The organism is Gordonia sp. HS-NH1, assembly GCF_001418765.1.
GTDB lineage: Bacteria > Actinomycetota > Actinomycetes > Mycobacteriales > Mycobacteriaceae > Gordonia.
Genome location: NZ_LIYC01000017.1, coordinates 60,187 through 72,619 on the forward strand (window position 1 = coordinate 60,187; position 12,433 = coordinate 72,619).

Sequence of the window (12,433 nt, forward strand, 5' to 3'; positions counted from 1 at the left end):
TCGCGCCTCAGGGATCGGGGGTGGGCTCGTCGCTTACGCTCCTCGCACCTCCGGGAGCGGAGGGGACGCCTTTACTGCCCCCCAAGGTGCGAGCGAAGCGAGCCACGACGGGCTCCGAAACCCGCGTCACCAGGCCCATCGTGGCTCGTCGCTAGCGCTCCTCGCGCCTCAGGGAGCAGAGGGGGTCGCTCAGGTCGCCTCGATGGCTCCGGTGAACTGACTCTCGTAGAGCCGGCAGTAAGCGCCGCGGGCGGCGAGCAGTTCGTCGTGGCTGCCCTGCTCGACGATGTGACCGTCCTCCATGACGACGATGACGTCGGCGTCGCGCACCGTGGACAACCGGTGCGCGATGACGAAACTCGTACGGTCCGACCGCAGATTCGCCATCGCCTTCTGGATGAGCAGCTCGGTGCGGGTGTCGACGGAGCTGGTCGCCTCGTCGAGGATCAAGATCGTGGGACGGGCGAGGAACGCCCGCGCGATCGTGATGAGCTGCCGCTCACCGGCACTCACCCCGCCGCCCTCGTCGTCGAGGACGGTGTCGTAACCGTCGGGAAGGGTCCGCACGAAGTGGTGGACGTGACTCATCCGGGCCGCGTCGAGCACTTCTTCCCGCGAGGCGGTGGGGTCGCCGTAGGCGATGTTGTCGTAGATGGTGCCGCCGAAGAGCCACGAGTCCTGCAACACCATGCCGGTGCGTTCGCGCAGGTCGTCGCGGGTCATCTGGGTCGAGTCGACTCCGTCCACGCAGATGACGCCCGAATCGACGTCGTAGAACCGCATGATCAGGTTAACCAGGGTGGTCTTGCCCGCGCCGGTCGGACCGACGATCGCGACCATGTGTCCGGGGCGGGCCACCAGGCTGAGGTTCTCGATGAGCGGTTTGTCCTCGACATAGCGGAAGGACACGTCGTCGAACTCGATGAGTCCCTTGTCGTCGGTGGGGGTCTTCGGGCTCGCGGCGTCCGGCGACTGTTCGTCGGCGTCGAGGATGTCGAAGATCCGCTCGGCGGATGCGACGCCGCTCTGCATGAGGTTGATCATCGAACCGATCTGCGTCAGCGGTTGGGTGAACTGGCGCGAGTACTGGATGAACGCCTGCACCTCACCGAGACTCAGCGATCCCGAGGCCACGCGCAGACCGCCGACAACCGCGACCGCGACGTAGTTCAGGTTCCCCAGGAACATGATCGTCGGCATGATGACGCCCGAGATGAACTGCGCCCGCCAACTGGACTCGTACAGCTTCTGGTTGCGTTCGTCGAAGGTCGACTGGATCTCGCGCTGGCGGCCGAAGGCGGTCACCAGCTCGTGGCCGGTGAAGGCCTCCTCGACCTGAGCGTTGAGGGCGCCGGTCGAGGACCACTGCGCCGAGAAGTGCGGCTTCGACCGTTTGGCGATCACGCCGGTCGCGATGATCGCCAGCGGAACCGTGGCCACGGCGATCAGGGCAAGCAGCGGCGAGATCCAGATCATCATGATCAGCAGCGCGATCACCGTCAGCACCGAGTTGGCGAACTGGGAGATGGTCTGCTGCATGCTCTGTGACAGATTGTCGAGGTCGTTGGTCACCCGACTCAGCAGCTCACCACGAGGCATGGTGTCGTAGTAGCGCAGCGGCAGGCGATGCACTTTGGCCTCGACGTCGTCGCGCAGCCGACGGATGGTGCCGACGACGACGATGTTCAGCAGGTAGCCGGCCAGCCACGCGAGCAGTGACGAGACGACGTAGAGCGCCAGGGTGATGAGCAGCACGCGGCCGACTTCGCCGAAATCCACTCCGACGCCGGGTGTCACGTCCATCGAGGAGACCATGTCGGCGAAGGTGTCGTCCCCGCTCTCGCGGAGACCGGCGACCGCCTGTTCCTTGGTGAGCCCCTCGGGCAGGGTGCGTCCGATGACGCCGTCGAAGACGAGGTCGGTGGCGTAACCGAGCACGCGGGGCGCGATCGCGATCAGCACGACCGAGCCCACCAGCGAGGCCAGCGTCACGGTCATCAGCATGCGATAAGAGGCCAGTTGTGCGACAACGCGTTTGACCGAAGGCCAGAACGAGCGGGGTTTGGATTCGGGTCCGGCCGCCATCGGCGAACCTGCGGGCCGGGTCATGCGCGCTCCTCCATCGCCATCTGTGATTCGACGATCTCGGCATAGGTGGGACACGACTGGCGCAGGTCGTCGTGCGTACCGAGACCGACGATCCGTCCGCGATCTAGGACGACGATCTGCTCGGCGTCGATGATGGTCGAGATACGTTGGGCCACCACGATCACTGCCGCTTCGCGTGTGGCCGGACGCAGTGCGGCGCGCAACCGTGCATCCGTGGTGAGGTCGAGCGCGGAGAACGAGTCGTCGAACAGGTAGATGGCCGGTCGGCGGATGAGTGCCCGAGCGATCGCCAGGCGCTGGCGCTGTCCGCCGGAGACGGTCGTGCCGCCCTGGGACACCTTGGTGTCGAGCCCGTCGGGCATCGCCGACACGAAGTCCTCGGCCTGCGCGATCCGCAGGGCCTCCCAGATCTCGTCGTCGGTCGCGTCGGCCTTGCCGTGCAGCAGGTTCGAGCGGACGGTTCCCGAGAAGAGGTACGGCCGCTGCGGAACCAGACCGACGACCGATCGCAGTTCATCGGGGTCGAGCCGCTTCACGTCCGTACCGCCGACCCGGACCGCGCCGGACGTCGTGTCGATCAGTCGCGGGACCAGCCCGACGAGTGTCGTCTTGCCCGAGCCGGTCGATCCGACGATCGCGGTCGTCGTGCCCGGCTCGACGCGGAAGTCGATGCCGCTCAACACCGGGTCGTCGGCGCCGGGGTAGCGGAACTCGGCGGCGTCGAACTCCACCATGCCCGGATGGGTGGCGAATCCGATCGGCTCACTGGGCGGATGGACCGAGGTGTCGGTGGCCAGGACCTCGGAGATGCGCTCGGCGCAGACCGCCGCGCGCGGTGCCATCATCGCCAGGAACGACGCCATCATCACCGACATCAGGATCTGCATGACGTAGCTCATCACGGCGGTCAGCGCGCCGATCTCGAGCGAACCGTCGGAGACCGCGTGACCGCCGAACCAGATGACCGCGACGATGGTGACATTGGTGATCACCATGACGACCGGGAACATCAGGGCCATCAGCCGTCCGACGTGCAGGGTCGCATCGGCGAGATCGTCGTTGGCGACGGCGAACCGCTTGCGCTCGTAGTCCTCCCGCACGAACGCCCGGACGACCCGGATGCCGGTGATCTGCTCGCGCAGGACGCGGTTGACGTTGTCGATCCGTTCCTGCATGGCGCGGAAGCCGGGGATCATCTTCGCGATGATGGCCCCCATCGAGACCCCGAGTACGGGTACCGCGATGGCGATGACCCACGACAACGCGGGCGCCTCGCGGACTCCCATGATGATGCCGCCGATGCACATGATCGGAGCCATCACCAGGATCGCGCTGCTCATGACGATGAGCATCTGCACCTGCTGGACGTCGTTGGTGGTGCGGGTGATCAGCGACGGAGCACCGAAGGTGCCGACCTCGCGTGCGGAGAAGGAGTTCACCCGGTGCAGCAGGTCGCCGCGGATGTCGCGCCCGACCCCCAGCGCGGCGCGGGACCCGAAGAACTGGGCGGCGACCGTGACGATGATCTGCGCGACGCTCACCAGCAGCATCCATCCGCCGATGCGCAGGATGTAGCCGGTGTCACCGCGGGCCACGCCGTTGTCGATGATGTCGGCGTTCAGGCTCGGCAGGAACAGCATCGCGGTGGTCGCGAGCAGCTGCAGCACGATGACGAGTACGACGTTGATCCGGTACCGCGCCAGGTACGTGCGGATGAGGCGGGTCAGCATCTGACCGCCGGGAGCGAGAGCGGGCCGTGTTCTACTGCGATCACCTGCGCAAGACTAGTTGCCGCTCGCAACGGACGCCTCTGAGTATCGCCCGGGCGGTGTGCGGGGCCGGCGAGGGCGACGGTCTGCCGCTCAGACGGTCGGCGGTTCGGTCAGCGCGACGGCCGCCTCCGCGGTGTGGGTGAGGAAGGTGAACGACTCCTGGAAGTAGAGGTTCACCACATCGCCGTCGTGTGAGTCGTAACCGATCGACACGTCCTGGCCGATGGTCAGCTCGAAGTCGCCGCCGCGGGTGCTCATGACGAACGCGCCGCTGATCGCCGGCGCCCACACGATGTCGCCGGTGAACAGCCGCTGGATGTGTTCGAGGATCGGGTAGCCGTGGTTCGACGTCTCGTTGACCTGGGTGTAGGCCTCGGCCGACAGGGCCACCGCGTACGGACCGTCGACCGACGCGAGTCGTAGTGTGCTCAGCGCCTGACTGACCGCCTCCGGGTAGTCGCGGACGTCGGTGGGCAGCGGGATCGGGGAGGCGGAGGCCTCGGCGCGGATCCCGCTGATCGACGCCGCGGTGTAGCCCTCGAAGATGGCCCGGTCCTCGGCGAGCGCGAGTTCGCGCGCGGCGTCCACGACCGGATCCCAGTCGGAGTCCTTCGCGCCGCGATCGACGTCGTCGATGGCCTCCCGGGACACGGTGAACGGGACTTTGAGTTCGACCAGCGACTGGGTGCGACGCTGGAACGCGGTGATGCCCTGGGCGGGCGAGTCGATCTTGGTGCGATGTCCCAGGGTCACCGACGCGGTGTCGGAGCCGAGCGGCCCGGTGACGTCGACGAGGCGCCGGCCCGCGACGTTGCGCTTGAACGAGCGGGTGGCCTCCTCCTCGATCTCCGCCCACGCCGCGTCGGAGATCGGCGCGAGTTCGCGATGCAGGTTGTTCATGGTGTCCTCCTGGTGCGGCCGGGATGGGGTTTCCGGGTGCGGTGGTCGGGTGTCGTGTCGTCAGTGCAGTGACCCGATGCCCAGCGAACCGTCGGAACGGGTCGTCGGGGACGGGGGAGCGGCGGGTGCGGCGTCGGGCGCGGGCGGCAGCTCTTCGAGGAAGTCGAGGGTCGGGGTGAAGAACTGCGACCCGGTCACCGCGGTGGTGAAGTCGAGGAGGCGGTCGTAGGTGCCGGGCGGGTCGCCGATGAACATCTTGCGCAGCATCTCCTCGGTGACGTCGGGCGCTGCCGAGTAGGCGATGTAGAAGGTGCCGTTCACGCCCGTGCCGGAGACGTCGCCGTAGGGCATGTTGTCGCGGACCACGTCGATCTCCTCGCCGTTCTCGTCCTCGACGACGTTCAGCGCGATGTGGGAGTTCGGTGGCTTCACCTCGTCGGACATCTCCACGTTGTCGAGCTTGGTGCGTCCGATCGCGGCTTCTTGCTCCTCGGTGCTCAGGCCGTTCCACGACGACAGGTCGTGCACGTACCGCTGGATCGCGACGTAGCTGCCGCCCGCGAAGTCCGGGTCCTCCGCACCGACCGTGATGGCGTCGATCGCGGCCTGTCCGGTCGGGTTCTCGGTGCCGTCGACGAACCCGATGAGGTCGCGTAGGTCGAAGTAGCGGAAGCCGTGCACCTCGTCGACCACGGTGACCGCGTCCCCGAAGGACTCGGTGATCTTGGCGCCGAGTTCGTAGCACAGGCCCATGTCGTCGGACTTGATGTGCACGAGCAGGTCCCCGGGCGTCGCCGGGGCGGTGTGGACCTCGCCCTCGTAGGGAACGAACGGACGCAACGAACGGGGCCGCGGGCCGGCGAACAGGCGGTCCCACGCCGCAGACCCGATCGACACGATGCCGGCCAGTGCGGCCTCCGGTGCCCGCGAGGACACCGCGTTGTTCAGCCCGGGAATTTCCTCCAGCGCATCGCGAACCGCGTCTTCACCGCCGTCGTCGATGGTGAAGACGAGGAAGATCGCCGACTTCGTCTTCCGGGTCAGGATCGTCTGGGGCACCGGCACGCCCAACACCCTAGCCGATCGTCACCCGGCGTGGGGTGGCAGATCATGCTGCGAATGTATAGGGCAGGCAACCCTTTTCGACGACGAGGTGCGATCGAGCTGGAGTCAGCTCCGCGGTGTGGCCCGTGCCACCGCGCGGCCGGCGGCGCGGCCCGAGAAGATGCATCCGCCGAGGAACGTCCCCTCCAGGGCGTTGTACCCGTGTACGCCGCCACCGCCGAAGCCCGCGACCTCACCGGCGGCGAACAGGCCGTCGAAGGCGCTGCCGTCCGGCCGCAGCACCTGGGAGTCGAGGTTGGTCTCGAGACCGCCCAGGGTCTTGCGGGTGAGGACGTTGAGCCGGACCGCGATCAGCGGGCCGTGCTCCGGGTCGAGCAGCCGGTGGGGCTTGGCGACGCGAACGATCTTGTCGCCGAGATACTGTCGCGCATTGGTGACGGCCATCAGCTGGGCGTCCTTGGAGAACTTGTTGCCGATCTCGGCGTCGCGCGCGGAGATGATGCGCTCGATCTCCGCGAGGTCGAGTTCGGGGCCGCGAGCGATCTTGTTCATCCCGGCCACCAGCTCGGGCAGGTTGTCGGCGACCACGAAGTCGACGCCGTTGCGCACGAAGGCGTCCACCGGTCCCGAGGCACCCTTCGCCAGCCGGCTCTTCGCGGTGAGCTTGAGGTCCTTCTCGGTGATGTCGGGGTTCTGCTCCGACCCCGACAGCATGAACTCCTTCTCCACGATCGTCTGCGTGAGGATGAACCACGAGTAGTCGTGGCCCGCCGACAGGATCGCCTTCATCGTCGAATTGGTGTCGAAGCCGGGGAAGTTCGGCGGTGCGAGACGATTGCCGTTGGCGTCGAGCCAGAGTGACGACGGGCCGGGGATGATCCGGATCGCGTGATCGGGCCAGATCGGGTCCCAGTTGTGGATGCCCTCGGTGTAGTGCCACATCCGGTCGCGGTTGACGATGTTGGCGCCGGCGCTCTCGGTGATCTCCAGCATCCGGCCGTCGACGTGCGCGGGGACGCCGGAGATCATCGTCTGCGGAGCGGGGCCGAGACGATCGACCGGCCAGTTCTTGCGAATCAGATCGTGGTTGTGCCCGATGCCGCCGGAGGTGACGATGACCGATCCGGCACGGATCTCGAAGTCGCCCACGACATCCCGGTTCGACGCCCGGCCGCGTTCGGCGTCGGTCGGGGCGAGTGTCACACCCCGCACGCCCACGGCGGTGCCGTCGTCGACGACGAGTTCGTCGACGCGATGCCGGAACCGGAACTCGACGAGCCCGCGCTTCTCCGCATCCAGGACCGGCTCGGCGAAGACCCGGACCACCTCCGGTCCGGTTCCCCACGTGAGGTGGAAGCGGGGCACGGAGTTGCCGTGGCCGTCGGCGAATCCGCCGCCGCGTTCGGCCCAGCCGACGATCGGGGTGATACGCAGCCCGAGGTCGTGCAGATACTGCCGCTTCTCGGTGGCGGCGAAGTCCACATAGGCGCGAGCCCACTGGCGTGGCCAGTAGTCCTCGTCCTCACGATCGAAACCCGCCGAGCCCATCCAGTCCTGCAGCGCGAGGTCGGCGGAGTCGGAGATGCCGAGGCGGCGCTGCTCGGGTGTGTCCACCATGAACAACCCGCCCAGGGACCAGAATGCCTGCGCACCAAGGTTGTTGCGGTTCTCCTGATCGACCACGACGACGCGACGCCCGGCCTTGGTGAGCTCGTATGTCGCGACGAGTCCCGCCAGGCCCGCACCGACGACCACCGCGTCGGCCTCGTTCTCCGCCACCGCATCTCCTCCCGCCGCAGCCATGCCGGGTTGCTCCGGAGCATGTGCACTCGCAGAAGAGACTAGCCCCGCACTAGAGCACGATGTCGGCGTACCGGTGGAACCACGGTGCGGCCGCCTCGAGGCCGGCCGCGAGCGCGAGGAGATCGCCGTCGGCACCGAGACGGCCGACGAACTGCACGCCGAGGGGGAGGCCGGCCGCAGTCCAGTGCAGCGGCACGCTCATGGCCGGCCGCCCGGTGAGGTTGGCGAGCTGGGTGTACGGCACCCAGCCGAGGCTCTCGTAGACGAGTTTGTCGATGATCCCGAGACGGGAGATCGCGCGGCCTGACCGTGCGCGCGAAGCGAGCCGCGCCGCCCGCTGGAGGGCAGGCGGCGTGGTCATCGAACCGACCCGCGGTGGTGGCACGGCGAGCGTGGGCGTGAGCAGCAGGTCGTGGGTCTGATGGAACCGGTCGAGGGCCAGGACGTGGTCGTTGATCCGGTCGAGCGCGCTGAACAACGGGACGACCCCGGCTGCTCGGCCAAGCTCGGCGAGGGTCAGGGTGTCGGCTTCGAAATGCGAGTCGGGAGCTCCGGTGAGGCGTCGGACCTCGTCGACCTGCGCGGCGCACTTGGCGAACCAGATGTCGAGGAAGTCGCGTGCGAGGGCGGCGTCGTCGTGCGGCGGGTCCACCTCCTCGACGTTGTGGCCGAGGTCGGTCAGCACCGACGCGGCGTGTTCGACCGCGGCCACGGCTTCTGGATGCGGGTTCCCGTTGATCGCCGACGTCGTCGTATAGCCGATCCGCAGCAACCGGGGCGGGGTGGCGATCCGGGCGGTGTAGCTCTCGGTGTGCAGGGGCGTCGGGTAGGTCGACGACGGCGTCGGCCCGATGAGCGCGTCGTAGAGGGCCGCGGCGTCGCGGACGGTCCGGGTCACCACGCCCTCGACGCCCATCCCGAAGAGCGGCTCGCCGGTCTGCGGACCGAACGGCATCAGGCCACGAGAGCTCTTGAGCCCGAACAATCCGGTGCATGCGGCGGGGATGCGGATGGAACCTCCGCCGTCGCTGGCCCCGGCCGCCGGCACGATCCCGGCAGCCACCGCGGCGGCGCTGCCGCCCGACGACCCGCCCGGGGTCGCATCCAGGTCCCAGGGATTGCGCGCCGGACCCCAGAACGTGGGCTCGGTGATCGCCTTCGCGCCGAATTCCGGGGTGTTCGTCTTGCCGAAGATCACCAGGCCGGCGTCGAGAAAACGCCTGACGCCGAAGGAGTGTTCGCGGGCGATGTGCGAGGCGAGGGCGCGAGAGCCGCGTGTCGTCGGGTACCCGCGGTAGTCCTGCGCGAGGTCTTTGATGAGGAACGGGACGCCGGCGAACGGCCCGGTGAGGTCTCCCCGGACGCGCGCATCGGCTTCGGCGTCCATGCGGATCACGATGGCGTTGAGGGAGGGATCGACGGCGTCCGCACGTGTTCGCGCGAGGTCGAGGAGTTCGGCTGCCGTCACCTCGCCGGAGGCGACGAGACCGGCCAGGGTGGTCGCGTCGCAGGACAGGTATTCGCCCATGTGCACGTCCCGACACTAGTGGTTCCGGGGGCGGGTCGAGCGGACTTGGCGGTGATCGCCGGACAGGCGGCCGGCATGGCCCGCTGTCCCGAAAACCACGGTCACCGTTGCCCACCCAAACCGGTAACGGGCGCATCGCGGGCATGTGGACCGAACAGACGAAGATATCGGCCGACGCGTCGTCTATGTACCAAATGGGCTGTTCAGCCGCGGCGGGTGTGACATGAACCACCACCGATGGGCATCACAAGACCCGCTCTCACCTTTGCCGTGGCGTTATCGTGCCGTTACACTTCAGCGGGACGGGTACCACTGCCCGGGGGGACCAATACAATCCCTCCTCGTACGACTTCGTACACAAGCCCGCAGCAGTACCCGGTAGGCAAGACCCGCAAGCGGCCGGTTCCGGCCGTGGTGATCCAAAGGAAAACTGACGAATGCTGACACGCGCCCGTAAGCGCCTCGTCGCCGGACTCGTGGCTCTCGTGGCCGTGTCGGGTGCGACGCTGGTCGCAGCTCCGCCGGAGGCCTCCGCGGCCAACGGCTGCAATGTCGAGTACGTCCGCTCGAACGCCATGAACCGGACCGTGCCCGTGTGCATCGTCTCGGCCGGCGGTGGCGGACCGAAGCCGACGTTGTACCTGCTCGACGGCCTCCGTGCCCCCAACAACAACAGCGGCTGGCTGATCAACACCGACGTCGCGCGCTACATGGCCGGCAAGGGCACCAACGTCGCCATCCCGTTCGGCGGTGCCGGCAGTTTCTACACCGACTGGCAGACCCGCGATCCCAAGCTGGGCGTCAACAAGTGGGAGACGTTCCTGACCCGCGAACTGCCGGGCTACATGGCCGCGCGTCACGGCAGCGACAACCGTCGCAACGGCATCGCCGGTCTGTCCATGTCGGGCACCTCGGCGCTGAACCTTGCGTCGCGTCACCCGAACTTCTACAAGGCCGTCGCCTCGTACAGCGGCTACCCGACGGTCACCCTGCCGGGCTTCACCCAGGGCATCATGGCCTCGGTCGCGGAGGTCGGTGGCAACCCGTTCAACATGTGGGGCTTCTTCCCCGCCGGGACCTGGTTCCAGAACGACCCGTTCCTGAGCGCGGGCAACCTCGCCGGCAAGAACGTCTACGTCTCGTCCGGTAGCGGTGTCGGTAGCAAGTACGACTCGTCGGTCAACCCGGCCAGCAGCAACTTCGACCCCGTCAAGTTCGCGCAGATGATCCCGCTCGAGGTCGCCGCGTCGACCAGCAGCCAGCTCTACATCGGTCGCCTCGCGCTCGTGCCGGGCGTCAAGCTCACCACCCGGATCACCCCGGACGGTGCGCACTGGTGGGACTACTGGCAGAGCACCTTCAAGGAGTCGTGGGCCAAGACCTTCCGCCCCGCCTTCTTCTGAGGGCCGCGGTGGTCTCGCGCACGTAAGACAGTCGGCAAGGGCCGGTGACCTTCGGGTCACCGGCCCCTGTTGTATCTGCTGGGTGAGCAGCTCGTGCACGACTGCTGGGTGAGCAGCTCGTACACGCGTAGCGTGCCCGCGCGCCCCTGCTGGCCGAGCAGCTCGAGCACGCGTAGCGTGCCCGCGCGTCCGTCGAGGTCACTTGTGGGGGCTGGTTGCGGAGGGGGCTTCGACTCGGCGCCTCGCTCCGCTCGGGGCCGGCTCAACCCGCGGGGGTGTGGCCCGGCTCAGCGCGCGGGGGTGCGGCTCAACCCGCGGGGTGCGGCTCAACCCGCGGGGTGCGGCTCAACCCGCAGAAGTGCCGGACCGAAAAACACCGCGGGCGCATCCGGTGGATACCGGATGCGCCCGCGGTGTGTGCTCTGCCGCTCGCTACTCGGGCGGGGGCTGCTTGCGGAAGGTGCGCGTGGCCGAGTCGTCGGCCGGCGGTGTGTCGCCGACCTTGGGGATCTGCTCGGTCGGTCGCTCCCACGGATTCGCGCCCGCCGGAGCTGCTCCGGCCGGCGGAGCGTCGCGCTTGATCAGCGTGGTGTCGCGCTCGTCGGCGGGGGGAGTCGTGGGCGGCGGGGTGTCGTCGACCCGGGTGTCGTCACGGCGTCCGCGGAAGAACAGGAGCAGGGCGGCGATCAACAGGATCGCTCCCACGATGCCGAGGATGATCGGCACCCACACTCCGCCGACCTTCAGCTGGTCGACGTAACCGCTGGCCTTGCCCGCCTGGTTGGAGACGGTGTCGTCGGTCCACTTGAACGTGCCCTTCAGGGCGTCCATGCGGAACTCGCGCACCGCTTCCGGCGTGGCGTCGCTCTGGTCGGGGGACTTGAAGTACTGGTGCTGGTCCTCACGACCGTCGACGATGGTCCCGGTCTCCGGCTCCACCCAGACGTGGCGGGTCGCGGCGGCGTACCGGTGCATGGTGATGGGATCGTTCGCCCGCACCCCGCGCCCGGTGATGCCCCACCAGCGGGCGGGCATCGTCAGCATCGTGCCGAGTGCCGCCTCGCCCTGCGCGTTCGGGAGGTTGGAGAGGTCGGTCTCCGGGACGTCACACACGAAGTGGTACGTGTTCACCCCGTCGATGGTCTCCTCGCCCTCGAACTTCGCCGCGCAGTCCTGGCGGGTGTTGAGGTCGTAGTACGGGTAGTCGCGCTGCTGCACGTCGAAACCGAACTTGTACTGGTAGCCGGTGCGGTTGTCGATGGCGACCGACACGTCGTTGACGTTGCCGCCCTCGGGAACCGCCTCGAGTTGCAGCGAGCTGACCGCACCGTTGGGTGCCGAGGTCTTGCGATTCACCGACACCCGGTCGATGGTCGCGGTCAGCAGACCGTCCTCGCACGTACGGGTCTCACCCTCGGCGGCGACGGTGGGTTCGGTCTCGGTTCCCTCGGCATCGCGCAGGCGGTCGATGCGCACGGTCTGCGCCGACTGCAGGCTGGCCTGGCGGCTGTCCGACGGTTCGATGATGATCGAACGTCGCTGCTGCGTGAGGTGCGCCTCGAGAGTGCGGGCACGATTCTCCGACACCGAGCAACGATCGAAGATCACCGCTGGAAAGCGTTCTCCGGTCGAACCGTCCGCGGCGACAGTGGTGGCGTCGGACGTGATGTCCAGATCGAGCGGAACCACCTTCAACTGCGGCACGAGATAAAGCGGTATGGCGATGGCCGCCGCGATGCACGCAGCGCCGAAGAAGGCCAGCACTGCCGGCACAAAACGTCTCATGTGTGACTCCTGGAATCAGCTGATCGCTCCCACCCTAACTGTCGCGTTTGCCACAGAAGGGCACAGTG

8 protein-coding genes are annotated in these 12,433 nt (G+C 67.9%); 1 reads left to right on the top strand and 7 read right to left on the bottom strand.

The features are described from left to right. Window positions 1-189: 189 nt before the first annotated feature. The 6 genes from AMD30_RS13525 to AMD30_RS13550 form a co-directional block, all read right to left on the bottom strand. Window positions 190-2,109 carry an ABC transporter ATP-binding protein gene (locus AMD30_RS13525; RefSeq protein ID WP_010843187.1) on the bottom strand — a complete coding sequence of 640 codons (1,920 nt, stop codon included), beginning with the start codon at window positions 2,107-2,109 and terminating at the stop codon, window positions 190-192. After that, a complete protein-coding gene (locus AMD30_RS13530) occupies window positions 2,106-3,839 on the bottom strand; it encodes an ABC transporter ATP-binding protein (protein WP_010843186.1) in 1,734 nt (577 codons plus the stop codon). The genes AMD30_RS13525 and AMD30_RS13530 overlap by 4 nt, the downstream gene beginning before the upstream one ends. 132 nt (window positions 3,840-3,971) lie before the next feature. Continuing rightward, window positions 3,972-4,781 (bottom strand): family 1 encapsulin nanocompartment shell protein, encoded by an 810-nt coding sequence (locus AMD30_RS13535; protein ID WP_010843185.1) that lies wholly within the window; start codon window positions 4,779-4,781, stop codon window positions 3,972-3,974. Window positions 4,782-4,841: 60 nt separating this feature from the next. Beyond that, window positions 4,842-5,846, bottom strand: coding sequence for a Dyp-type peroxidase (locus tag AMD30_RS13540; protein WP_010843184.1), 1,005 nt, complete (start codon window positions 5,844-5,846; stop codon window positions 4,842-4,844). A 105-nt stretch (window positions 5,847-5,951) separates the two neighbouring features. Continuing rightward, window positions 5,952-7,625, bottom strand: coding sequence for an FAD-binding dehydrogenase (locus AMD30_RS13545; RefSeq protein ID WP_055475963.1), 1,674 nt, complete (start codon window positions 7,623-7,625; stop codon window positions 5,952-5,954). A gap of 73 nt (window positions 7,626-7,698) precedes the next feature. Continuing rightward, window positions 7,699-9,177, bottom strand: a complete 1,479-nt coding sequence (locus AMD30_RS13550; RefSeq protein WP_055475964.1) for an amidase — start codon at window positions 9,175-9,177, stop codon at window positions 7,699-7,701. Between the two features lie 437 nt (window positions 9,178-9,614). On the opposite strand from AMD30_RS13550, the gene AMD30_RS13555 reads away from it, so the two are divergent. Next, window positions 9,615-10,580: an alpha/beta hydrolase gene (locus AMD30_RS13555; protein ID WP_010843181.1), complete on the top strand. Its 966-nt coding sequence runs from the start codon at window positions 9,615-9,617 to the stop codon at window positions 10,578-10,580. Window positions 10,581-11,012: 432 nt separating this feature from the next. On the opposite strand, the gene AMD30_RS13560 is transcribed toward AMD30_RS13555, so the two are convergent. Then, on the bottom strand, window positions 11,013-12,365 hold the full coding sequence (locus AMD30_RS13560) for a DUF3068 domain-containing protein (RefSeq protein WP_035717572.1): 1,353 nt from the start codon (window positions 12,363-12,365) through the stop codon (window positions 11,013-11,015). Between the last annotated feature and the right edge of the window lie 68 nt (window positions 12,366-12,433).

Bases quoted from the DNA above. Each gene is read 5' to 3' on its own strand.
- AMD30_RS13550 (WP_055475964.1), bottom strand. From the start codon at position 9,177: ATGGGCGAATACCTGTCCTGCGACGCGACCACCCTGGCCGGTCTCGTC.
- AMD30_RS13530 (WP_010843186.1), bottom strand. From the start codon at position 3,839: ATGCTGACCCGCCTCATCCGCACGTACCTGGCGCGGTACCGGATCAAC.
- AMD30_RS13525 (WP_010843187.1), bottom strand. From the start codon at position 2,109: ATGACCCGGCCCGCAGGTTCGCCGATGGCGGCCGGACCCGAATCCAAA.
- AMD30_RS13560 (WP_035717572.1), bottom strand. From the start codon at position 12,365: ATGAGACGTTTTGTGCCGGCAGTGCTGGCCTTCTTCGGCGCTGCGTGC.
- AMD30_RS13535 (WP_010843185.1), bottom strand. From the start codon at position 4,781: ATGAACAACCTGCATCGCGAACTCGCGCCGATCTCCGACGCGGCGTGG.
- AMD30_RS13555 (WP_010843181.1), top strand. From the start codon at position 9,615: ATGCTGACACGCGCCCGTAAGCGCCTCGTCGCCGGACTCGTGGCTCTC.